We start from the raw sequence: 24988 nt of genomic DNA, 5'->3' as shown, positions 1-24988 counted from the left end.
TTAATCATGAAAAATATAAAAATAGCACTTTCATTAGTATTACTGGTAAGTATTAGTAGCTGCGATGAATTTCTTTCAGAAGTCCCAGATAACAGAACACAAATAAATACACCAGAAAAGATTTCAGAATTATTAGTAACTGCTTATCCTGACAGAACCTATATGGCAATTGCAGAAACGATGTCTGATAATGTATTTGATAGCGCATTACCGGGTTCAGATTTAAATAATACGCAAAGTTACAACTGGGAAATGCAGACTCAATTTGACGAAGATACCGAAGCAGGATTTTGGAATTCTTCATATAAGGCGATAGCAGCTGCAAATCAGGCTTTAGTAGCTATAGATGAGCTTGGTAATCCTACCAGTTTAAATCCTCAAAAAGGAGAGGCATTAATAGCGAGAGCTTATTCTCATTTTATGCTGGTTCAATTATGGGCAAACAGGTATAATCCTGCAACTGCTGCTACAGATTTAGGAGTTCCATATATAACAAAACCAGAAGGAGCTTTATTGGTAAAGTATAAACGAAACACAGTTAAGGAGGTGTTTGATTTTATTGAGCAGGATCTTAATGAAGGGTTGAAATACGTGACCAGTAATTATAAAGAACCAAAATATCATTTTAATGTAGAGGCTACAAAAGCTTTTGCCAGTCGTTTTTATTTAATAAAGGGAGATTGGGATAAAGTGCTTGAGTTTTCAAAAGGATTGGGTTCAAAACCTACTACACTTAGAGATTATGCGGCTTTTAATGCAGCTGCTTTTGCTCAAATGCCTATTGAATATTCTAAAGTAGAGCAAGCAACGAATTTATTAGTAGCTTATCCGGGATCAATTTGGAGCAGAAGCTTTACAAGTAGATTTACACTGTCAGGAAACAAAGTAGATTTAATTTTAGGAAAAGAAACTAGTCTTTTTGATAAAGCCTGGTTAATACGTGCAGCAGGTCAGTACAAAGGAGGACAAACAGTTTTAGTACCTAAACTTTATGAATATTTTAAATATACAAATCTAACATCTGGTGTTGGTGAACCTTATACCAGTACAGTTCTTTTTAGTAATGATGAATTTTTCCTAAATAGAATTGAGGCTCATGTAATGAAAAATCAAATTACAGAAGCGAATGAAGAACTAGAATACTTTTTAGCAACAAGAACCGCAGGGTATAATCCGGCTACAGATCAGTTGACAGAAGAGAAAGTTGTAGCCAAATTTCCTGTAATAGCAAATGAGTTTACGCCGTTTTATACTTTAACTCCGGTGCAGGCATCATATATAAAAGCTATTGCAGAAGCAAGAAGAAGAGATTTTTTACATGAAGGTGTTAGATGGTTTGACATCAAACGTTTTAATCTTGTTGTAGAACACGATACTTATGAATTTGGAAAAGTATCAAGACATAATGTTTTAGTAAAAGATGACAAACGTAGAGCATTACAAATACCAGTTAGAGCATCTGATAATGGAATCGAACTAAATCCTAGATAAAAATTTAATTTAATTATTATGAAAATATTAAAAAGATATAAAGCGATTGCAATGATTACAGGAGCAATGCTATTTGTGGCTTGCGCTCATGAAGATCAGCCTATAGAAAGTCAGTTAGATTTTTCGCAACCTAATAAAACGGAATTAGATAAATGGATAGGTACCAGTTTTTTAGATCCTTATAATATAAAAGTATATTATGAATGGAATCAAAATTTAGTAGATAATACCCGTTATCTATTTCCACCAACTCTAGAAAAAGTGAAACCAGCTCTTGAGATTGTTAAAAAAATCTGGATTGATAGTTACACCACTATAGGAGGGGAAAATTTTGTAAAGAAAATAGCACCAAGAGAATTTGTTTTAGTAGGAGGAATGAACCTGAACACAACAGGTACAAGAACATTAGGACTTGCAGAAGGAGGTCAAAGAGTTTCGCTTTTTCAGATAGATTATTTAAATAAGAATAGCAGACCGGATGTTACAGAATTTATCCATACTATTCAACATGAATATGTACATATTCTAAACCAAACTAAGCCATTTGATGAGCAAGCGTGGTCTAAATTAACCCCTTCGGGATATACTACCAGCTGGTATGTTGAGGAAATTGAAGACTCAAGAGAGTTAGGTTTTATTACGAGTTATGCAAGATTAAATATTTATGAAGATTTTGCTGAAACAGCTTCTACAATTTTAACGAGTTCTCAAGCAGAGTATGATGCAATTTTAGCAAGTATTACAGATCCTGAGGCCAGAGCCAACATTCAAAAGAAAGAAGCCATTGTTGTACAATATTATAAAGATGCTTTTGATATTGATTTTTATGCTTTAAGAGATGAGGCACAAAAAAACACAGACGCTGTTCTCGGAAACTAAACATATTAATAATAATGAGTAGTAATTAATATAAAAATCAATATTATGAAATTAAAATATATATATAAGTACTTGATAGTTGCTTTTGTGGCAGTGCTGCAAGTTGCATGTACAAGTACAGAAGCAGATTCAAAATTTGATCAGACTCCTATAGAGCGATTAAATATTAGAGAAAAAGAATTAAATGACTTATTACTTTCATCACCAGAAGGATGGAAAGTAGTTTATTATACTGATAGTACACAATTAGGAGGATGGACACATCTTTTTAAATTTCTTCCTGATGGTAAAGTTGATATGGCATCTGATTTTGACGGAGATACATCTACTTACAGAAGTCAATACGATATTCAATTAGGAAGTTCAGTGGGTTTAGTTTTTACAACAGCCAACAGGATACATCTTTTATCTCAGTCAGATAATTATCCTACTGCAGCCCTTAGAGGAAAAGGATATTTGGGAGATTTTCAGTTTTTTTATTACGGACAGGAAAATGGAGATATTATTTTTAAAACAAACAGAAATGTTCAGGAGTTGAGATTTGTAAAAGCTAAAGCACAAGACTGGACAGATTTACCTAAAAATACTCCAATAATTGAAGGTATTACCGGAGGACCTACAAGCCCATTGTTTAGATTGTTAGAAATTAATGATGGTAGTGCATTGCATCTTTATGATTTTGATTTCAATGCAAACGCACGTTTTGGTACGGCAACATCTTTAGATCCTGCATCAAATCAAATTTATAACCTTGCACTTTCATTTACGCCAACAAGTGCAATTGCCAAACCTGCTCTAGTAGTAAAAGGACAAAAAATATCTAATTTTGTTTACGATAGTGCTAGTGATAATTTTGTAGCTACAGGGACTGGAGGAGTAAGCGCTACTATTAAATATACCAATGTGCCACCTACGTTAACTGACGATTATAAAATATTATTGCCAGGTAAAATATATGCTAGATTTGGTTATTATGTTGGCGATTATGTAGAAGATGCACCAACAAACTCACAACTATTTGTAAATGAACTAGCTGCAATTGATGCTGCTTTGCCAGAAGGCGTTGCGTTGGCATCTGTTCAGGTTTATTTAAATCATTCACTTGGAAATTTTATCTATTACACATTTGCAGGAAGAGCAGCCGTTTTTCATTATATAGATGTTGAAGAGGATGCAACAGGCAAAAAAATTATTTTAAAGCATAAATCATGGAACGGAAACCCAGCAGCGGCAGCTCCGGCATTTTTAGCAAATTTTGACAAACACTTGGTAAACGCTAGTGGTGTTTATGTTAAAAAGGAAAACTTTAAATTAGGTTATACAAATACCGTTTACACCTTTACCAGTGCTTCGAGTTCATTTAGAATGACCGCTTGGCAACTTAATTAATTTATTTTTTTTGATAGAAGGCAGTTCGATTGAACTGCCTTTTTTAAGCTAAAACATAGAAGAGAGTTAACCGTTAATAGTAATGATTCTAATGCTTATTTCGAAGTTGATAAAAGTGAGAAAAGGAGACAAAGTTAATGATACAGAAAATTTTAAATGTACAACATCTTGATTTCAGCAGTTATACTGGTAATTTTATTTTTTGTTATCAGTAAAAATTAAGTATCTCAATTTTAGTTTTTATTTAGAAAAAAGCAACTCATTTTTGAGTTGCTTTTTTTTATTTATCAAAGATAAAATCTTGTAAAAATTAATTTTAATAGAAGTTTTTTCGTATATTTATTCTGAAAACCAAGTAGTTGTATTTGGTTTTTTGTCTGAAACTCAACAGGCAAAAAGGATTGAGTATACAAAAACATCAAACAATTTAAACGCTATGTTAAAAACAATTTTAAATTTTAAAGGAGTTGAAGTATTAAGTACAGTAGAACAAAAAAATACAATTGGTGGAGAACCAGTGGTATGTATGATACCGTGGAGACCGGGAACTTATAATGGTCCATGTATCATGTTACCGCCTATACAACCCGCAGAACCAATTTGCAGGATAACACTTGATGGTGTAGTTTGTGAATAAAAGAAAGTTTCTTCATATTATTCAAAGATAAAGAGTAAGTAATCGATAAAAAATCATTATATAAATATTAAACAACCTAATTAATATGTTAAAAACAATTTTAAATTTTAAAGGAGTAGAAATTTTGAGTCGTAACGAGCAAAAAAATATTGCAGGTCGAGGACCTATCTTAACTTATGATTGTGAAAAGGGAGATGGCGCGGTGATGGGGCCTTATTTAACACCATGCATAAATCTGCCAGTAGACACATGCTATCAAACAGCTGAAGGGGAAGTTTGTCCGTAATTTATAAAAAACTTTAAAAATTAAACCGTTTCAAAATTCTTGAAACGGTTTTTTTATTTTAAAGAAATCGGACTTAGTCATAAATTATACTATTGTTATTTTTTTAAAAAGGGAATTATCATATATTTGACAAGTCGTTCATAGCTCTGATAGAAATGAAAATCCCTTTGTTTTTTTTCTTTAAAAAACAAAAGATTGAAATGAATCGCAGGATTAGCTACAAATAAATATTAAAATTAATTTTGAATATGAAATTACTAGAAGGAAAAGTTGCCATTATTACAGGTGCTAGCCGTGGAATTGGAAAAGGAATTGCAGAAGTTTTTGCTAAACATGGCGCAAATGTTGCGTTTACATACAGTTCGTCTGTAGAATCTGCCCAGGCTTTAGAATCTGAGCTAAATGGTTTAGGAATTAAAGCAAAAGGATACCAATCGAATGCAGCCGATTTTAATGAAGCGCAAACTTTTGTTGATGCTGTTTTAGCTGATTTTGGAACAGTAGATATCTTAATAAACAACGCAGGAATTACAAAAGATAATTTATTGATGCGTATGTCTGAAGCTGATTTTGATCAGGTTATCGATGTAAATCTAAAGTCAGTATTTAATATGACAAAAGCAATTCAGAAAACTTTTCTAAAACAACGTGCTGGTTCTATAATTAATATTAGTTCTGTAGTTGGAGTTTCAGGAAATGCAGGGCAAACAAATTATGCAGCTTCTAAAGCAGGTGCAATTGGTTTTACAAAATCTGTAGCATTAGAGTTAGGTTCTCGTAATATTCGTTGTAATGCAATTGCTCCGGGATTTATTGAAACCGAAATGACAGCAAAATTAAGCGAAGATGTAGTAAAAGGGTGGAGAGAAGGAATTCCGTTAAAACGTGGTGGAACGGCAGAAGACGTTGCAAATGCTTGTCTTTTCCTTGCTTCTGACATGAGTGCTTATGTTACCGGACAAGTACTTAATGTTTGTGGAGGAATGTTAACCTAAAGAATAAATCTCAGTTTAAGTTTTCAGTAGCACTGATTACTGAAAACTGTCACTGAAAACTATAAAATATGACTACAAACACGATTCTATTATTATTACTTTCCTTAGTAATAGCTGGTGGTTTGTCGTATTTTCAATATTTTTTTAAAGCCAAAAACAAATCCAATGTGGTTGTGTTTTTGGCTTTTTTACGTTTTTTAGCCATTTTTGGATTATTAGTTTTATTGATAAATCCTATAATGACAAAGAACTCGCTGGAAATTACCAAAACCCCTTTGGCAATTGCAGTGGACAATTCAAGTTCGATTACAGTTTTAAAATCGGATAAAAAAGCTGAAGAACTTTATCAAAAAATAATTTCGAATCCTGCCCTTAAAGAAAAATTTGAAATCCAGTCGTATCAGTTTGATGCTGATTTCAAGCCTTCGGACAAATTCGATTTTAAAGGCAAGCAAACGAATCTTGATGAAGTTTCCAGGAACCTTAAAAGCATTAATAAAAACCTGATTTTCCCAACAGTCATTATCACCGACGGAAATCAAACTACAGGAAACGATTATGTATATCGTTTTGATCCTGTCAATAAAGTTTATCCTTTGGTTGTGGGAGATACAACCACCTTTCTTGATCTTAAAATCAATCAGCTTAACGTAAATAAATACGCTTTTCATAAAAATAAATTTCCTGTAGAAGTTTTTCTGCAATATTCAGGAGATAAAAATGCAAATGCCGATTTTACAATTTCGCAGGGAAATACTGTCGTAGCCAAAGAGAAAATTTCTTTTTCGGCATCAAAAAAAACAGCGACTTTAAACTTGCTTTTACCTGCTGATAAAGTAGGATTGCAAATTTTTAAAGCTAGTATTTCATCAGGTTCAAAAGAAAAAAACAGTTATAATAATAACAAAAATTTTGCTGTTGAAGTGATCGATCAAAAGTCGACTATAGCGATAGTTTCGGCTATTAATCATCCGGATATTGCTGCATTAAAACGATCTATTGAAGTTAATGCGCAGCGTAAAGTAATATTGACTAAGCCAAATGATATTAATCAGTTACAAGAAGTTTCGGTTTTAGTTTTGTATCAGCCAACATCAGCTTTTAAAGCTATTTTTGATAATAACAAATTAGCCGGAACAAATACCTTTATCATTACCGGAAACAACACCGATTTTAATTTTTTGAACCAGCAACAAAATAGTCTGGTGTTTAAAATGAGCGGACAAAGAGAAGATTATTTATCAGAGTTTGAATCGCAGTTTAATTTATTTGCAATAGAAAATATTGGTTTTGAAAATTTTCCGCCGCTGCAAAATTTATTCGGAACTATTACAACAAACGGAAATGTATCTGTTTTGTTTTCTTCAAAAATAAGAAACGTTGCGACAAACGCACCTTTACTGGCTTTCGCCGAAAATCAGGGAAAGAGAACCGCTTTTCTTTTAGGAGAAAATAGTTGGAAATGGCGTCTGCAAAGTCATATCGACAATCAGTCGTTTGATAAATATGATGTTTTTATCGATAAGATCATTCAATATTTAGCTTCGACAACTTCAAGAAAATCATTGGTAGTAACGCATGAAAGTTTTTATAATTCAGGAGAAGCAATTGTAATTAATGCACAATACTTCAATAAAAATTATGAGTTCGACGAAAAAGCGAGACTCACCATTACAGTTACAAATGCCGAAACGAAGCTAGATAAAAATTATGATTTACTAAAAGGAAACAATTCTTTCTCAGCCAATCTTGATGGTTTAGCTGCCGGAAAATATAATTTCAATGTAAAAGAATTAAATTCTAATACAGTGTATTCAAGTCATTTTGAAATTTTAGATTTTGATATCGAAAAACAATTTGTAAATCCTGATGTTACAAAATTGAAGCAATTAGCGTTGCAAACCAACGGAAAAGCTTTCTTCGAAGATCAGGCCGATGATTTGATTCAGCAGCTTTTAGAAAATAAAGAATACAAATCGATAGAGAAAAATGTCTCTACCAAAACTCCTTTAATTGACTGGATTTGGTTGTTGATTTTGATTGCTATTGTATTAACTACGGAATGGTTTGTTAGAAAATATAATGGAATGTTGTGATCGAAATATAATCTAATCCCTTCTAGCTTTTTGTAATCTTGTGGTTATGAATTAAAAGTCCAAATTATGAAAGTTAAATTCTTGTTTATTGTAGCAATTTTGATGGTGTTTCTTTGTTTTTTTTCATTTTCAAAGACAAATAATACTAACAAAAGTAATCTTTTGGGAAACACGACGATTCAGCAACGTTTTCAACTACCTCAGGGATTTGTGAGAGAAGAGGAATCTAAAACTTCATTTGGAGTTTTTTTGCGAAAACTTCCATTAAAACCCTTAGGTTCAGATGTTTTGTATTTTGATGGAACTATAAAGTCAAATCGAAACGTTTATGAAGCAGTTGTGGATTTACCGATTGGGAGACAGGATTTGCATCAATGTGCTGATGCCGTGATGCGTTTGCGAGCGGATTATTTTTATGGACAAAAACAGTACGATAAAATACATTTTAATTTCACAAATGGTTTTCGTGTTGATTTTAGCAAATGGGTCGAAGGTTACAGAATTGCAATTAAAGGCAACAAAACCAGTTGGGTTAAAACTGCAAAACCATCTGACAGTTATCAAACCTATTGGAAATATTTAGAGACGGTTTTTATGTATGCAGGAACTGCTTCTTTAGAAAAAGAACTGAAATCAATTAATGCTTTAGACATAAAAATTGGAGATGTTTTTATAAAAGGAGGCTTTCCGGGTCACGCTGTTATTGTGGTTGATGTAGCTGTGAATCCAAAAAACAACCAAAAAATTATGCTTTTAGCACAAAGCTATATGCCAGCACAGGAAATTCAAATATTGAAAAATCCAAATAGTAGTTCGTTGAGTCCTTGGTACGCTGTGGATTTTGGAACCTCTCTCAAAACACCCGAATGGACTTTTAGCTCTTCACAATTAAAACGTTTTAAATGAAACGATTCCTTTTTTTAGTCCTTATATTTCAAAATGTTTTTTCTCAAGAAATCCCATTGAATGTTCAAAAAATAATTAAAGCATACCCGGGTAAAGTTACTGGTTTTAAGGGTAATAAGATTGTTTTTAGTGATGGATCAAATTTGATTTATGATGATTTTAAAAATAAAACGAAGCAGGAAATGTTAGAAAATCCAGATATTGAGGATCAATTTAGGTTTGTTTATGCTAAAGTAAATAAGAATTTAATTCCAAAGGAAGATGCGGGAAGAATTCGAAATGAAGCTTTTTTTAAGAAAATTTACGGAAATTCAAAATCAGAAGTTGAATCAAAAATGACTGAAATTATTTGGTGCCCCAAATTAGTCAATCAAAAAATAAAAGTAACAACCGTGAATGGAATTGATATAATTGTAAAAAAACTCTCGGCAGAATTAGATAATAATCCAGAATTTAAAAAATATATTAATGCTATTGGAGGTACATTTAATTGGAGAAAAATTTCAGGAACAAACCGATTGAGTATGCATAGTTATGGAATGACTATAGATATTAATGTCAAAAACTCCAATTATTGGCAATGGGATTGTAAATGTAAAAATGAAGAAGCTACTCTTTTGTATAGAAATCAAATTCCCCTGAAGCTAGTTTCAATTTTTGAAAAATACGGCTTTATTTGGGGTGGAAATTGGAAACATTATGACACAATGCATTTTGAGTATCGACCTGAACTTTTTTTATAAATTATTTTATTGAAAAAAATATTGTACAGGAAAGTGGATTGCGAATTAAAAATTTATGATTATGGATTTCAGGCTAAAAGTATTTCATACAGTGGCACTTCGCTTAAATTTTACTAAAGCGGCAACAGAATTATATATCTCGCAGCCAGCGGTTTCTAAGCATATTCAGGAACTTGAGGAAACCTATAAAACCAAACTTTTTGAACGTAATGGTTCTAAAATTGCGTTAACCCCAGCCGGAGAAATTCTGCTAAAACACACCAAGAATATCTTCGAAATCTACCGCGAAATCGACTTTGATATGAGTTCATTTATCAACGAACGTCAGGGATTATTAAGGTTAGGAGCAAGTACAACCATTTCGCAATATATTATTTCTCCGGTTTTAGCCCGTTTTCATCAAAAGCAAAAAGAAATCAAAGTCAATTTGCTAAATGGAAATACTGAACAAATCGAAAATGCTCTAATTAACAAAGAAATTGAAATCGGAATTGTTGAAGGACAATCTAAAAATCAGTCCATTAAATATATTCCGTTTATAAAAGACGAATTAGTGTTGGTTTGTAATACCAAAAATCCTTTGGTAAAACAAAACGAAATCTCGCTTGAAGATTTAAAAACAATGAAATTCATAACACGTGAGCGTGGCTCTGGAACACTTGAAGTTATAGAATATGCATTGAAACAAGTTGATGTAAAAATAACTGATTTGCAAATCGAGATGCAATTAGGATCTACAGAAAGTATAAAATCTTATCTGTTGAACTCAGATTGTTTTGCCTTTATGTCAATACACGCTGCGGGTAAAGAGCTTAAAAATAATGAATTAATAGTTTTGGATGTTGAGAATTTATCTATCGAACGTTATTTTTATATCATCACTTTATTAGGTAAATCCGATTCCTTATCGGAGCTTTTTATTCAAAATATATCCAGCTACTATAACTTAGGGTTATAGTCGATTGTAATTTAAGATTGGCGATTATCGTATAAAGGGCAGACCTTTGTAAGGAAATATCAAATTGCTTATTTTGAAAACGAAACAACATACCGCATCACATTTATTCGAAATTAATCTTTACCTGCAACAAGCTATTTTTGCTCTTATAATAGTATTAGGTCTATTTTCGATTATTTCTCCGCCAATTGCCTTGTTATTAGGAGTTGTCATGGTAAATGTTTTTGGGAATCCATTTATAGCTTTCAATCACATTGCCATTACTTATTTATTACAATTCTCAGTTATTGGTTTAGGATTCGGAATGAACGCCACAGCAGCAATCTCAGCTGGAAAAGAAGGTTTTTTGCTCACAATATTCTCAATTTTCAGCACATTACTATTAGGTACATTTTTAGGAAAATGGCTTAAAACCGATAAAAAAACATCACATTTAATCTCTTGCGGAACAGCCATTTGTGGCGGAAGTGCCATTGCGGCGATTTCTCCCGTAATCAAATCAAACGAAAATCAAACCTCTATAGCTTTGGGAGTTATTTTTATTCTAAATTCAATTGCATTATTTGTTTTTCCGTTTATCGGGCATCAGCTTGATTTGTCTCAGAAAGAATTTGGTTTATGGTGTGCGATTGCTATTCATGACACCAGTTCAGTTGTGGGCGCGGCCAATAAATATGGGGCAGAAGCACTGCAAATTGCCACAACTGTAAAACTAGCCAGAGCACTATGGATTATCCCAATTTCGCTTTTAACGGCTTTTATTTTCAAAAATAAATCTCAAAAAATCAAAATCCCATACTTTATTGGCCTGTTTATTCTGGCGATGCTTTTTAATTCTTATGTACCTCAAACGGCTATTATTTCGCCATATATTGTCAATGTCGCCAAAATTGGTTTAACAATAACCTTGTTTTTAATTGGCGCAACATTAAATATAAATACTTTAAAAGCGGTAGGGGTAAAGCCTTTATTTCAGGGAGTTTTACTCTGGATTTTTATTGCCGGTTTAGGTTTGGCTTCAATTTTATATCTCAATTAAATAGTAAAATTTACTTTACATTGGAAAACTTCACGATTGGCTTGCCGATCATTTTGTAAAACTTTCCTTTAAACGAAAAACGTCTTTCAATCTCAAAATTAAACTGCTTTTTTGATTTTGCCATTGCAGCTATTTCTTCAGGCGGATTTGTTTCAAATTCATCATTTGCTTTTGCTGCCTTGCTAAAAGCCCCATTTGTTTTTATAATAATATCTCTAAAATGTTTATTACTAGTCTTATTTACAACTTTATACGAACTCGACCATTCTAAACTTGCCACATTTGTAAGTTTATAATCATTTACTTCCATAATAGGCTGATATTTACCGTCAAGTCCTGCAATAAGATAAAGAGTTCCTTCAAAAGGACCTCCGGCACCACCATTTACGTGCAATAAAGTAAAAGCATATTGATCTTCTCCAATTTCTACAAGTTTAGGTTTTGGAGCTTGGGCAAAAGAGCCAAAAGCAGCGATTGCAGGCTGAAAAGATCTCATTTCCCAAACTTTATCATTTTTTGCAAATTTAGCCACGCCTACAAGACCACCCGAAAATCTTCCGGTTTGCAGTCCGTCTTCATCATAATTTGAATGGTTAAAAAATAACAGCCTGAATTCATTTCCTTTAGAATCTTTATAAGCAATATTCTCAAGTATTCTGGTTGCAACACCTCTTTCGTAAGGAAACATTTGATCCCCTTCGACACCATTAACATCAGTATAAGCACTGGGTTTACAGCTTTTGCATTTCCAGCTCAAAAAAGTATTGTTATCAGAAAGTTTATATAATTTACCGGGAAACAGTTTTTGCATGGTTTTTACACCATCAAAAGGATCAGATATCTGTAAGATTCTTTTGGTATTTAAAATAGTGTCGCTAACAGATTTAAGCTGTATAATATCGTCTTGAGCAACAGAAACAGAAGTAATTAAAAAGAAAAGAATACTTAAATAAGTAGGGCGCATAAATTTAAATTTTAGGATAAAAATCAAAACGAATTTACAAAGAAACTTTTGATATGAACTTATATCATATAAACGGTTTCAAAATTAAAAGGAATTAAATTATAACAATAATAGTCACTATTGTTTTGAATTCGGTTTAAATGGGATAAATTTGCACCCTCAAACAAAATACAAATGAAAAATTTTAGAATGAAGCCAAGACTAATCGCCCTATTCGTATTAGCTATTGGATTTTTGACACTATCATGGGGAATCGTTGGCCATGAGCGTATTAATAAAGCCGCAGTAATGGCTTTACCTCAATCAATACAAGTGTTTTTTTACAACCACATTGATTTTATTACACAAGAAGCATCAGTTCCGGACATTCGTAAATATGCTTTAAATTATAAAGATGAAAACCCAAGGCATTATTTTGACATGGAAAATTTTGGTCCTCTAGACAGTATACCACAAACCATGGAAGCAGCAAAGAAAAAATACGATGCCAAATTCCTGAATGATAACGGAATTTTACCTTGGTATATCGAAGACATGATGGTAAAATTAACCAAAGCGTTTAAAGAGAAAAACAGAGCCGAAATCTTGTTTCTTGCTGCAGATTTAGGTCATTATATTGGCGATGCACACATGCCGTTGCATACTTCTGCCAATCATGACGGACAATTAAGCGACCAAAAAGGAATTCATTCACTTTGGGAAAGCAGATTACCGGAGTTATTTGCTAAAAATTACAAGTTAAATGTTCCTCAGGCACAATACTATGAAGATGTTCATAAAGCAACCTGGGATATGATTAATGATACACATAGCTTAGCTAAACCGTTATTAGACATTGATAAAAAACTTAGAACCGCAACTCCGGAAGCTCAGGTTTTTAAAATGGATGCTGACGGAAAAGTACTGAAAAGTAAATACAATACAGCTGTTTTTTCTGATGATTACGCCAAGAAACTACACGAACAGTTAAACGGAATGGTAGAAAGCCAAATGAGAAAAGCCATTACAGCAACTGCAAGTTTTTGGTATACTGCATGGGTAAATGCCGGAAAACCAGATTTAAGCGACTTAGATGCGCCTGCTGTAACACAAAGGAACTACCAGTCATTAAAAGACGATCAAAAGTTGTTTCAACAAGGAAACTTATTTGGACTTAAAAATCAAAACGACTAGAAAAAGTTTTCAGTCTCAGTTTTTAGTTTACAGATCACAAAAAAGCCTCAGATTCATTTGAATTTGAGGCTTTTTTAGTGTTTTATATAAGTAAAGTTGAAGTTTTAGGAGCTATTTCCAGCTGTCCTTCCAAATCTTTTGCGCCTCCGGATAGCTATCGGGACGGGCACAAAAGGATTTCCCTCCCTTCAGGGCTATGGCACTCGTTTTTCATAAGATGCTTAATCTAACCAAAAGAATAACATGATATTACAAAAAAAAACAGCGAAAATCAGTTAAATATGTGTCATCCGCTTGCCATCCCGCCACCTTTGGAATTTGGAATTTTCCCCATCCCGAAATTTCGAGATTGGAATTTGGAATTTATCCGAAAGCTTGGGAATTGGAATTTTTAAGTTCAATCTACTTCTGATATTTCTTTTTCTTCAACATATCCGAAGCTGTTTGATAAAACGAAATGGTTTCATTTACTAAATCAGTTCTTTCCGTTTTCATGCATTTTTCGTTATAATCAATTTGATAATCCGGCGCAATACCATCTTTTGGTTCTGGTTTTAGTTTAAACTGTTTTACCTGCTGTTTAGGAGATAAAATCGTTAATACATTATCTTTTATTAAACCTAAATCCTGATAAGTGGCAATAAAAGCACGTTGTTTATAATCCGGTTTCAAAACATCCTGACCAAAAAACTTGCTTTTATAACTAAAATGCAATAATCCAAAAAGCGTTGGCATAAGATCAATCTGCGACATTAACTGATTGTATTTTTTAGGTTTAGCATTCGGATCATAAACAAAAGCCGGGATTCGGTATTTATCCAACGGAAGCTGTGTTTTTCCTGCACTAGACGCACAGTGATCTGCAACAATTACAAAAACAGTATTTTTGAACCAAGGCTGTTTACTCGCCATGGCAAAGAATTTTTTAAGCGAGTAATCTGTATATTTTACTCCTCCGTCACGCGATTTAATATCACCCGGAATATCAATTTTATTATTAGGATACGTAAAAGGTCTGTGATTACTCACTGTCATAATATGATTAAAGAAAGGTTTGTTTTCTTTTGCCTCAGCGTTCATTACCTTAATTGCTTTGTTGTACATATCCTCATCACAAACTCCCCAAACATTCTCAAAAGTAACTTCTTCAGCAGAAAAACTGGATTTATCTACAATGTCGTAACCATTTCCCGAATAGAAATCCTGCATGTTATCAAAAAAAGCATCACCGCCATACATGAATTTTACATTGTAACCCCTTTGCTTAAAAATTGATCCGGTCGAAAATTTATTTTTATTGTCCTCTCTTTTTAAAACACTTTCGCCTGCGGTTGGCGGCAAGCATAAAGTAACCGCTTCCAGTCCGCGAACCGTTCTGTTTCCTGCCGCATAAAGATTAGTAAACTGTAAACTTTTTTGAGCTAAACTATCCAGAAAAGGCGTAATGTTTTCTTTATTTCCGTACATTTTCATGTATTCAGCGCTTAAACTTTCTATTGTAATCAATACTACATTTTTATGATTTTCAAGAGAATCACTTGTAATTGTTCGTTTTGTATTTTCTCCGGAAATGCCAGGCAACTGTCGTTTTAAAATATTAAATGCTTTTTCTGCCGGAAGTGTTTTGTAGAATTTAAAATAATCAAGTTTATTGTTCTCAAAAGCAAGATAAAATTTATACAAACCAGTAGATTGTAATTCATTCACAAAAACATTTCTAGAGTTTTCAGTTTTTGCCAATGTAGGTATCGCTGCTAAAGAGATCATAAATAATACAACGTAAACTCCGGTAATTTTTAATTTATCGGTTACAGACGGAATCGCATCGATATAATTTCCAGACCTTTTAACAATGAAATACGTAAAAATCGCCGTTACCAGAAACAAAGCCGAAAATATAGGAATTACAGGATAAGACTGCATAATATTCCCGATAACTTCATTGGTATAAATCAAATAATTTACAGCAATAAAATTGTATTTCACGCCAAATTCATTCCAGAAAAAATACTCACTTATTCCGTTTTGCAGGATTAGTAAAACGTATAGGAAAATCACAAAAACAAATAACCAGTACCTGATCTTGTCTCTTAGTTTTGGAAGAAAAAGTAAAAGGGCAAAAAGCACAGTTTTGATTCCCACAAAAATCAAAATAATTCTTGGCAAAGCACCTCCGTATTCATCAAAAATACTTTTTCCTGATGCGATGTAAAGAAACAACGCAACAAAAACAGCCAAAATAATATAACCGGAAGGCGTGTTGTACTTAGAGTTTGAAATAAAAATAAGATACAGCCATAAAAAAACACTTGCTACTATAAAAGTAAACAGATCTGAAATAAATCCTAAACCAAAGATTTTCAGACACTCAAGAATAGTAAATGAACTTTGCGTAATCGGGTGAAATAATAAAACTATTCTTAATAGAAAACTGATGATACAATAAAATACAATTAGATTGTAAAATGGAGAAAGCTTCTTGTAAAAAGTCATGAAATAAATTTTTTACAAAATTAATGGCGATAAATTAGTTCCAGATGAAGTTATGCTTTTACCTTGCTTAGAGTAAACTTAAAGTTTACTTAAGATGAAGTTGTTTTCGCTATTCTAATGGTTTTAAGCAATTTCTGAAAGGTAAAATATCTATCTTTGAATAATAAAAAGAAGATATAATCTTAATTAAAAAAGGCAAATGCATATTTTAATAGTCGAAGATGAGTTAGGGATTGTTCAGTTTTTGCAGCAGGGTTTGCAGGAAGAAGGTTATCAGATTACCACGGCAAATGATGGTTCGAAAGGTTTTGAATTGATTCAAAATCAGAAATTTGATTTGATTTTACTCGATTGGATGCTTCCTAAAATTAACGGTTTAGATTTGTGTAAAGCCATCAGAATTAAAGATCAAACCACTCCAATTATTTTTTTGACCGCAAAAGATACCGTTCAGGAAACGATAGAAGGTTTAAAAGCAGGAGCCAACGATTATATAAAAAAGCCCTTTAGCTTTGAAGAACTGGTAGAGAGAATAAAAATTCATTTTCGAAATCAAAAAGGCTCAGAGGTTTTAACCTTGGGTGTTATCAAAATTGATTTATCAAAACATATTGTTCTTAAAAATCAGGATGAAGTAGCCTTAACCCAGCGTGAATTTGAGTTATTGACTTATCTGATAAAAAACAAAGGAAAAGTCTGCACCCGAAATCAAATCTTAAAAGATGTTTGGGAGATTAATTTTGAATATGATACCGGTGTAATCGATGTTTTTATGAACGCTATTCGAAAAAAACTCAATTTAAAAATTGAAGAAGATTATATAAAAACAATTCGCGGCATTGGTTATATCGCTAACGACTTATAAATGATACAGCTTTCTTTTAAAAACAGAATTGCCTTAAACTATATTATTACCACAGGCTTATTAATTGTAGTCGTTTTTTCGGTAATTTATTCTATTGTCAAACATACCGTTTATAATCATATTGATGAAAAAATAAAGGTTGAAATTCAGAATCATCAAGAAGAAATTAAAGAAGTCGATGGTAAAGTAATCCTTATCGATGAAGAAGAATGGAACGAACGCGAGCACAATACAGTAGATGTAAACCCTGTATTTGTTGAATTTCTCGATGTAAATAAGAATATTACAGAAAAAGCGCCCAACCTTAAAACACAAACACTGAAGTTTAATGATTCAGTAGAAGATTTTGAATTGTTTGATACTAAAATGGGTGATCATGATATCAGGCAAATTCAGGTTCCGCTACATATTAGAAACAAAAAAATAGGATATGTTATTGTAGCAATGTCATTGTCAGATTCGAAAATGGTATTAAACAATTTGTTTGATATTATGAGTTTGTCTTTTTTGGGGATTTTGTTGTTGCTGTTTTTTATTGCCAGATTCTTTGCCGGCCGAAGTATAAAGCCTATAAATTCGATAATCAATACCTCAAAAATTATTACTAAGGATAATCTAAAAACGCGTATTCCGCTGCCCAAAACCAGAGACGAATTATACACACTTTCTAAAACCATAAACAACCTTCTTAACCGTATTGAAGATGCAATAGAACGCGAAAAACAATTTACTTCTGATGCTTCTCACGAATTAAGAACACCACTTACTGTCATTAAAGGAACACTTGAAGTGTTAATTCGTAAACCGCGTGATAATAAAGAATACGAAGAGAAAATTAATTACTGTATAAAAGAAGTTGATCATTTAAATATGTTGGTAGATCAGCTGCTATTAATGGCACGTTTTGAAAACCAAAGCAAAAATATAAATACAGAATCTGTTTATTTGAATTCCCTTATTTTGGATGTTTTAACTTTAAATTCAGAGAAAATAAGCAGTCAAAAAATCAAGATTAAATTTGATGCGCCGCAAGATTATTACATTCAATCTGATAATTTTTTAGTGATTACGATTTTGAGAAATATTATTTCGAATGCGGTAAAATACACGAACAAGGATGGAGAAGTAACTATTTTACTTTCGAAACAAAACGAAAAAATAGTGTGTAAAATTTCCGATAACGGAATAGGAATTGAAATGCATGATTTAGAAGCTGTTTTTAATCCATTTTTCAGATCCAATTCAACAGATCATCCAGAGATTAAAGGAACTGGTTTAGGTTTGTCTATTGTAAAAAGAATTACAGAATTGCTTCATATTAAGTTTAAAATTGATAGCCAGATAGGAGTAGGAACTACTGTTATATTGAGTTTTGATGATAATATGAAAACGTTATCGTAAATTGAAAAAATCTAATAAAATAGAAGCGCGGGCTTTTTTTTAACAATAAACTATAGTTAAGTTAAATTAAAAATTGCTTTTTTATGAAATTAACTAGTATATTTGCAACCGAATCAAAGAATAAAACACAACACAAATCATGATTTCAATTCAATTACATCATCATCATTTTCATTATTGCTCTCAGGCGATGTGTTAATGATATGCATGTAAATCATCATATTTTAAAACCCGTTTGAGTACATCAAACGGGTTTTTTTATACCAATTCTTTGTACTCAAACTATTAATCCAACAAAAACTAAAAAAAAATGAGTACGTTAAAAATTGCAATTCAAAAATCAGGTCGTTTAAACGAAGACAGCATTCAAATCCTAAAAGATTGCGGTATTTCGATCAACAACGGAAACGATCAGCTAAAAGCCGAAGCCTCAAATTTTCCCCTTGAAGTTTTATATTTAAGAAATTCAGATATTCCTCAATACCTAATCGATGGCGTTGTAGATCTTGCGATCGTAGGAGATAACCTTTTGGTAGAAAAAGGAAAACATATAGAAGTGATTCAGAAACTGGGATTTTCAAAATGCAAGGTTTCTGTTGCTGTACCTAAAACTTTTGAGTACAATTCGATTCAGGATTTATCAGGTTTACGTATTGCTACTTCTTATCCTAATACAGTCAACGAATATTTCAATTCTTTTGGATTAACAGTTGATATTCACCAAATTTCAGGTTCTGTAGAGATCGCACCAAATATTGGTCTTGCTGATGCTATTGTAGATATTGTTTCAAGTGGCAGTACTTTGTTCAAAAATAATTTGAGAGAAGTAGAAGTAATCCTGAAAAGCGAAGCAGTTTTAGCCGTTTCTCCAAAAGTTTCTCCGGAAATCCAGAAACACATCGATACTCTAAAATTCAGAATTCAATCGGTTCTAAGAGCAAGAAATTCAAAATATATCCTGATGAACGTTCCAAACGACAAAATCGATGAAATTGGTAAAATCTTACCGGTTTTAAGAAGTTTAACTGTTTTACCATTAGCTCAAGAAGGCTGGAGCAGTGTTCACTCGGTAATCGATAAAGATACCTTTTGGGATGTAATAGATAAATTAAAAGAAGCCGGAGCCGAGGGAATTTTAGTTTGCCCAATTGAGAAAATGGTTCTTTAGGGCTTCGCCCGCATTAGGCTTTAGGCAATAAGCTTTAAGCCCAAAAAATGACAAAGTTACTAAAGCTTTAAGCCTATAGCTTATAGCATAAAGCATAAAAAAATGAATAAAATAGACAATCCAAAACCAGATACCTGGTCAGAAATATTAAAAAGACCAACCAAAACCATCGATGATATCGAAGTTACGGTTAAAGAAATTTTTAAAGAAGTACAGAAAAAAGGAGATGAAGCCGTTGCAAAATACACTTCGATCTTCGATGGAATTGCTTTAGAAAATTACGAAGTTTCCTCAGAAGAAATTCAGGAAGCGCTTAATTCGATTTCTACTGAATTAAAAGACGCCATTCAGTTAGCAAAAGCAAATATTTATAAATTTCACACAGCTCAAAAAACAGATAGAATCTCGATAGAAACTACCGAAGGTGTAAATTGCTGGCAGGAGAAAAGGCCGATTCAAAAAATTGGCTTATACATTCCAGGCGGAACAGCACCTTTGTTTTCAACAGTTTTAATGTTGGCCGTTCCCGCTGAAATTGCAGGATGTAAAGAAATCGTGTTATGCTCGCCACCGGATAAAACCGGAAAAATTAATCCTGCTATTTTGTACGCAGCTAATTTATGCGGAGTAACCAAAATATTAAAAGCAGGCGGAATTCAGGCAATCGCCGGAATGACCTTCGGTACAAAATCAATCCCTAAAGTATACAAGATTTTCGGACCTGGAAATCAGTTTGTAACTGTTGCAAAACAATTGGCAACACAATTTGGAGTAGCGATTGATATGCCGGCGGGCCCTTCAGAATTATTAGTTGTGGCAGATGATACTGCTGTTCCCGCTTTTGTAGCCTCCGATTTATTATCTCAGGCAGAACACGGAACAGACAGTCAGGTAATCTTAGTTTCGACTTCAAAAAAGCTGATTGATGCTGTAGAAAAAGAAGTTCAAATTCAGGTAGAAGCACTTCCTAGAAAAGAAATTGCCAAAAAAGCGATTGAAAATTCAAAACTGATTTATGTTAAAAATGATCAGATTGCTTTAGATTTAATCAACGAATACGGACCTGAACACTTTATAATCTGTTCAGAATTTGATGATTTCTATTGCAATGGTGTATTGAATGCAGGTTCTGTTTTTATTGGGAATTATACTCCGGAAAGTGCAGGGGATTATGCATCAGGAACGAATCACACCCTGCCAACAAACGGATACGCTAAGAATTACAGCGGAGTAAATCTCGATAGCTTTATGAAATCAATGACATTTCAGAAAATCTCAGAAAAAGGAATCCAAAACATCGGTAAAGCAATTGAAGTTATGGCTGAAGCCGAAGGACTGCAAGCGCATAAGAATGCTGTAACGCTGAGATTGAAGAGTTTGGAGGAAAGAGAATAGAAGAAAGAGAATAGAAGAAAGAGAATAGATTATAGAAGAAAGAACAAAGAATCAAGAGAAAGGGTTCGATTAAGTCTTTATTCTTGCCTCTATATTCTTTCTTCTCCTTAAAAAATAAGATAATGAAATTCGATATAAATACAATAACAAGAGAAAATGTAAAAACATTAAAACCTTATTCATCTGCACGTGATGAGTTTGAGGATTTTGATACGGCCGAAATGATTTTTTTGGATGCCAATGAAAATCCGTTTCAAAATGGCGTAAATCGTTATCCGGATCCGCAACAGAGTTCGGTTAAGGCGATTTTGGCTAAGAATAATAATGTAAAATCAAGCCAGATTTTATTAGGAAACGGAAGCGATGAAGTTTTGGATCTGCTTTTTAGAGCTTTCTGCGAACCAAAGATCGATAATATTATTTCGCTGCCGCCTACATACGGAATGTACAGCGTTCTGGCGAATATTAATGCGGTAGAAAATAGAGAAGTATTGCTTTCAACAGGTTTTCAGCCACAGGTTGAAAAGATTTTAGATGCTGTTGACGATAATACAAAAATCATCTTTTTATGCTCACCAAATAACCCAACTGGAAATTCTTTCTCGGATGAAAGTGTGGTAAAATTACTTCAAAACTTTAAAGGTTTAATTGTAATTGATGAAGCGTATATCGATTTCTCGGACAAAGAAAGCTGGTTGACAGAAATCGACGAATATCCTAATCTGGTGATTACACAAACGCTTTCAAAAGCCTATGGTTTGGCCGGAATTCGTTTGGGAATTTGTTATGGTTCTGAAGCGCTAATTTCGGTTTTGAATAAAATAAAACCTCCTTATAATGTCAATGAATTAACTCAGCAAAGAGCGATCGTTCGTTTGAATGATTCAGATAAAATAAAACAAGAAATAGCTTCTATTATTGAGCAAAGAGAAGAATTGCTTAAAGTATTACTTGAGGTGAATTTTGTTGAAAAAATATATCCTACAGAAGCTAATTTTGTATTGGTAAAAGTAGATGACGCTAATAAAAGATACGATCAATTAATTGCAAAAGGAATTGTAATTCGTAACAGAACAACTCAGCCTTTATGCGAAAATTGCCTTCGTTTTACAATTGGAATCCCGGAGGAAAATGCAGTTTTAATTAAAGAATTGAAGTTGTTGAAGTAAATGTTTAACCGCGAGGAACGCAAAGTTTTTTTGCCACAGATTTAAAGGATTAAAAAGATTTTTTCACGCAGATTCTGCTGATTAAAGCATATTTAATTTTGATTTTAAATTTAAAATAGTCCCGGTGCATCTGCTTAAATCTTTTTAAAATCTGTGTGAAACAAGAATCAGTGAGAATTCGTGACTCGAGTGATAGCGAACAGGCGAAGCAAATTCGTGGCAAAAGAAAATCATTTGAATCTGTGTATCCCGATAGCTATCGGGAGTGGAAGAACAAAAAATATAATTTATGAAAAAAGTACTTTTTATCGATCGTGACGGAACGATTGTTTTAGAACCTGAAAATTATCAATTAGATGCTTTGGAGAAAGTAGAATTTTATCCAAAAGCGTTTCAATATCTGGCTAAAATTGCCACTGAATTAGATTATGAATTGGTGATGGTGACCAACCAGGACGGATTAGGAACGGATAGTTTTCCGGAAGATACGTTTTGGCCAACGCAAAATTTTATCCTGAAAGCTTTTGAAAATGAAGGAGTTTTATTTGATGAAATTTTTATTGACCGCTCTTTTCCTGAAGATAATGCGCCAACCCGCAAGCCAAGAACGGGAATGTTGACGAAATATTTGGGTAATCCGGAATATGATTTAGCAAATTCTTTTGTCTTAGGTGATCGCTTGACAGATGTTGAATTGGCTAAAAACCTTGGGGCAAAAGCAATTTTTATCAATGATAATGACGGAATTGGAAGCAATGAAATTGCGTCGAAACGTGAAGAGTTAAACGAAACGATTATTCTTCAAACGATGAGTTGGAAAGAGATTTATGAGTTTTTGAAACTGGAAGCACGTTCGGCTTCGATTACGCGTAAAACGAATGAAACCGATATTTTTATCGATTTGAATCTAGACGGAACAGGAAAAAGTAAAATCGAAACCGGAATTGCTTTTTTTGATCATATGTTAGACCAAATTGCGCGTCATGGGCAAATGGATTTGGAAATCCTTGTAAAAGGCGATCTTGAAGTCGACGAACACCATACAATAGAAGACACTGCTATTGCTTTGGGTGAAGTTTTCGCTAAAGCGTTAGGAAATAAACTAGGAATCGAACGTTATGGTTTCTGTTTGCCTATGGATGATTGTCTGGCGCAGGTTGCGATTGATTTTGGAGGAAGAAACTGGTTGGTTTGGGAAACTGAATTCAAACGTGAAATGGTAGGTAAAGTGCCAACAGAAATGTTTTATCATTTCTTTAAATCCTTCTCAGACGGTGCCAAAGCCAACATCAATATAAAAGCCGAAGGAACAAACGAACACCATAAAATCGAAGCTATTTTTAAAGCTTTCGCGAAAGCCATAAAAGTAGCGGTGAAAAGAGATACAGAGAAAATGATTTTACCATCAACAAAAGGAATGTTGTAAAAACGCATTAAGCTATAAGCGATAGGCATTAGGCCTAAAGCTTAAGGCTTAAAGCTTAAAGCTTTTTTTAATGAAAATAGTAATTATAAATTACGGAGCAGGAAATATTCAGAGCATTATGTTTGCTATTGAAAGGCTTGGTTTTAAAGCTGTTTTGAGTAATAATCCCGAAGAAATTCTAGCCGCTGATAAAGTGATTTTTCCGGGAGTAGGAGAAGCGAGTTCGGCGATGAAAAAACTGGAAGAAAGCGGTTTGGATAATTTGATTCCGAATTTGAAACAACCGGTTTTTGGTATTTGCCTCGGAATGCAATTGATGTGTAAATCATCTGAGGAAGGAAATACCAAAGGTTTAGGGATTTTTGATGTTGATGTGATTAAATTTACATCAAAAGTAAAAGTACCACAAATGGGATGGAATCAGATTTATGATTTAAAATCGGATTTGTTTAAAGGAATTGCTGAGAATGAATTTATGTATCTGGTACATAGTTTTTACGCTCCAAATTGTGTTGAAGCTATTGCCATAACAAATTACGAATTGGAATATGCATCGGCTTTACAAAAAGATAATTTTTACGGAGCTCAGTTTCATCCCGAGAAAAGCGGGGCAGTAGGGGAAAAGATTTTAGAAAATTTCTTAAAAATGTAAAATTTTAAAATTCCAATAACAATATCAAAAATCAATCAAAATATCAATTTAGATAAATCGTTTTTAAATAATCTAAAATCGGAACTCTAAAATCTAAAATATCAAAAAATGAGAATAATACCAGCTATAGATATCATCGACGGAAAATGCGTTCGTTTGTCAAAAGGCGATTATGATACCAAAATAATTTACAACGAAAATCCGCTTGAAGTAGCAAAATCATTTGAAGCGCACGGAATCGAATATCTACATTTAGTAGATCTTGACGGGGCAAAATCGAGTAAAATTGTGAATTATAAAATTCTGGAACAAATTGCCACACAAACCACTTTAAAAATTGATTTTGGGGGAGGTTTAAAATCTGATGAAGACTTGAAAATTGCTTTTGAAAGTGGTGCCAACCAAATTACCGGAGGAAGTATTGCGGTTAAAAACAGAACTATTTTCGAAAAGTGGATTTTAGAATACGGATCTGATAAAATTATTCTTGGGGCTGACGCCAAAGACGAAAAAATTGCCGTTTCAGGTTGGTTAGAAGATTCAGATGAAGATTTGATTCCGTTTATTCAGGATTATCAATCCAAAGGAATTCAATATGTTATTTGTACTGATATTGCAAAAGACGGAATGCTTGAAGGACCAAGTTTTGATTTGTATGAAAAGATATTGAAAGAAGCTATTGGCGTAAAACTAATTGCTTCCGGAGGGATTTCAACCTTTGACGAATTGCCTAAATTAGCTGAATTAGGCTGTGAAGGAACAATCATTGGAAAAGCAATTTACGAAGGAAGAATTACTTTGAAACAACTGGAAAACTACATAATTACATAATTAGAAAATTAGTCAATTAGATAATTCTTTAC

General features: G+C 33.0%; 22 protein-coding genes. 20 read left to right on the top strand and 2 right to left on the bottom strand.

The annotated features are described in order from the left end of the window. The first annotated feature begins 6 nt into the window (after positions 1-6). The 11 genes from IRZ78_RS00520 (at position 7) to IRZ78_RS00470 (ending at position 11419) form a co-directional block, all read left to right on the top strand. Entirely contained in the window at positions 7-1491 is a 1485-nt protein-coding gene (locus tag IRZ78_RS00520) for a RagB/SusD family nutrient uptake outer membrane protein (RefSeq protein ID WP_194614655.1), read from the top strand. 18 nt (positions 1492-1509) lie between these two features. Beyond that, positions 1510-2370 (top strand): putative zinc-binding metallopeptidase, encoded by an 861-nt coding sequence (locus IRZ78_RS00515; RefSeq protein WP_194614654.1) that lies wholly within the window; start codon positions 1510-1512, stop codon positions 2368-2370. A gap of 45 nt (positions 2371-2415) precedes the next feature. Continuing rightward, positions 2416-3759, top strand: a complete 1344-nt coding sequence (locus IRZ78_RS00510; RefSeq protein ID WP_194614653.1) for a DUF4302 domain-containing protein — start codon at positions 2416-2418, stop codon at positions 3757-3759. 436 nt (positions 3760-4195) lie between these two features. Beyond that, positions 4196-4396, top strand: a complete 201-nt coding sequence (locus IRZ78_RS00505; protein ID WP_194614652.1) for a hypothetical protein — start codon at positions 4196-4198, stop codon at positions 4394-4396. Between the two features lie 85 nt (positions 4397-4481). Further along, the gene (locus IRZ78_RS00500) at positions 4482-4682 is read left to right on the top strand and encodes a hypothetical protein (protein WP_194614651.1); all 201 of its coding nucleotides are present in this window, start codon (positions 4482-4484) and stop codon (positions 4680-4682) included. Between the two features lie 248 nt (positions 4683-4930). Then, complete coding sequence (gene fabG / locus IRZ78_RS00495) at positions 4931-5677, top strand: 3-oxoacyl-[acyl-carrier-protein] reductase (protein ID WP_194614650.1); 747 nt, start codon at positions 4931-4933, stop codon at positions 5675-5677. 68 nt (positions 5678-5745) lie between these two features. Beyond that, the gene (locus IRZ78_RS00490) at positions 5746-7773 is read left to right on the top strand and encodes a hypothetical protein (RefSeq protein ID WP_194614649.1); all 2028 of its coding nucleotides are present in this window, start codon (positions 5746-5748) and stop codon (positions 7771-7773) included. A 66-nt stretch (positions 7774-7839) separates the two neighbouring features. Continuing rightward, a complete protein-coding gene (locus IRZ78_RS00485) occupies positions 7840-8679 on the top strand; it encodes a DUF4846 domain-containing protein (RefSeq protein ID WP_194614648.1) in 840 nt (279 codons plus the stop codon). Further along, entirely contained in the window at positions 8676-9422 is a 747-nt protein-coding gene (locus IRZ78_RS00480; RefSeq protein WP_194614647.1) for a M15 family metallopeptidase, read from the top strand. The genes IRZ78_RS00485 and IRZ78_RS00480 overlap by 4 nt, the downstream gene beginning before the upstream one ends. Before the next feature lie 61 nt (positions 9423-9483). Continuing rightward, positions 9484-10380 (top strand): LysR family transcriptional regulator, encoded by an 897-nt coding sequence (locus tag IRZ78_RS00475; RefSeq protein WP_194614646.1) that lies wholly within the window; start codon positions 9484-9486, stop codon positions 10378-10380. 73 nt (positions 10381-10453) lie between these two features. Next, the gene (locus IRZ78_RS00470) at positions 10454-11419 is read left to right on the top strand and encodes a putative sulfate exporter family transporter (protein WP_194614645.1); all 966 of its coding nucleotides are present in this window, start codon (positions 10454-10456) and stop codon (positions 11417-11419) included. Positions 11420-11429: 10 nt separating this feature from the next. Here IRZ78_RS00470 and IRZ78_RS00465 read toward each other — a convergent pair whose 3' ends face one another. Beyond that, positions 11430-12383 (bottom strand): glycoside hydrolase family 68 protein, encoded by a 954-nt coding sequence (locus IRZ78_RS00465; RefSeq protein ID WP_194614644.1) that lies wholly within the window; start codon positions 12381-12383, stop codon positions 11430-11432. Between the two features lie 174 nt (positions 12384-12557). On the opposite strand from IRZ78_RS00465, the gene IRZ78_RS00460 reads away from it, so the two are divergent. Continuing rightward, positions 12558-13556 (top strand): zinc dependent phospholipase C family protein, encoded by a 999-nt coding sequence (locus tag IRZ78_RS00460; RefSeq protein WP_194614643.1) that lies wholly within the window; start codon positions 12558-12560, stop codon positions 13554-13556. Between the two features lie 402 nt (positions 13557-13958). Here the strand turns inward: IRZ78_RS00460 and IRZ78_RS00455 are convergent, their stop codons facing one another. After that, positions 13959-16049, bottom strand: a complete 2091-nt coding sequence (locus tag IRZ78_RS00455) for an LTA synthase family protein (protein WP_194614642.1) — start codon at positions 16047-16049, stop codon at positions 13959-13961. A 199-nt stretch (positions 16050-16248) separates the two neighbouring features. Between IRZ78_RS00455 and IRZ78_RS00450 the strand changes: the two genes are divergently transcribed. The 8 genes from IRZ78_RS00450 to hisA all read left to right on the top strand — a co-directional run bounded on the left by IRZ78_RS00450 (position 16249) and on the right by hisA (position 24956). Continuing rightward, positions 16249-16914, top strand: coding sequence for a response regulator transcription factor (locus IRZ78_RS00450; RefSeq protein WP_194614641.1), 666 nt, complete (start codon positions 16249-16251; stop codon positions 16912-16914). Continuing rightward, positions 16915-18315: a HAMP domain-containing sensor histidine kinase gene (locus IRZ78_RS00445; RefSeq protein WP_194614640.1), complete on the top strand. Its 1401-nt coding sequence runs from the start codon at positions 16915-16917 to the stop codon at positions 18313-18315. Positions 18316-18625: 310 nt separating this feature from the next. Then, positions 18626-19483, top strand: a complete 858-nt coding sequence (hisG, locus tag IRZ78_RS00440) for an ATP phosphoribosyltransferase (protein WP_194614639.1) — start codon at positions 18626-18628, stop codon at positions 19481-19483. 102 nt (positions 19484-19585) lie between these two features. Further along, positions 19586-20878 carry a histidinol dehydrogenase gene (gene hisD / locus IRZ78_RS00435; RefSeq protein ID WP_194614638.1) on the top strand — a complete coding sequence of 431 codons (1293 nt, stop codon included), beginning with the start codon at positions 19586-19588 and terminating at the stop codon, positions 20876-20878. A gap of 122 nt (positions 20879-21000) precedes the next feature. Further along, entirely contained in the window at positions 21001-22047 is a 1047-nt protein-coding gene (gene hisC / locus IRZ78_RS00430) for a histidinol-phosphate transaminase (RefSeq protein ID WP_194614637.1), read from the top strand. 289 nt (positions 22048-22336) lie between these two features. After that, complete coding sequence (gene hisB / locus IRZ78_RS00425; protein WP_194614636.1) at positions 22337-23473, top strand: bifunctional histidinol-phosphatase/imidazoleglycerol-phosphate dehydratase HisB; 1137 nt, start codon at positions 22337-22339, stop codon at positions 23471-23473. Between the two features lie 70 nt (positions 23474-23543). Further along, a complete protein-coding gene (gene hisH, locus IRZ78_RS00420) occupies positions 23544-24125 on the top strand; it encodes an imidazole glycerol phosphate synthase subunit HisH (protein ID WP_194614635.1) in 582 nt (193 codons plus the stop codon). Between the two features lie 108 nt (positions 24126-24233). Next, positions 24234-24956: a 1-(5-phosphoribosyl)-5-[(5-phosphoribosylamino)methylideneamino]imidazole-4-carboxamide isomerase gene (gene hisA, locus IRZ78_RS00415; RefSeq protein WP_194614634.1), complete on the top strand. Its 723-nt coding sequence runs from the start codon at positions 24234-24236 to the stop codon at positions 24954-24956. Positions 24957-24988: the final 32 nt, after the last annotated feature.

Source organism: Flavobacterium sp. CSZ (assembly GCF_015350725.1).
Taxonomy (GTDB): Bacteria; Bacteroidota; Bacteroidia; order Flavobacteriales; family Flavobacteriaceae; genus Flavobacterium.
The sequence above is the reverse complement of the archived record's forward strand: the minus strand, read 5'-3'. Positions and strand labels throughout refer to the sequence as shown.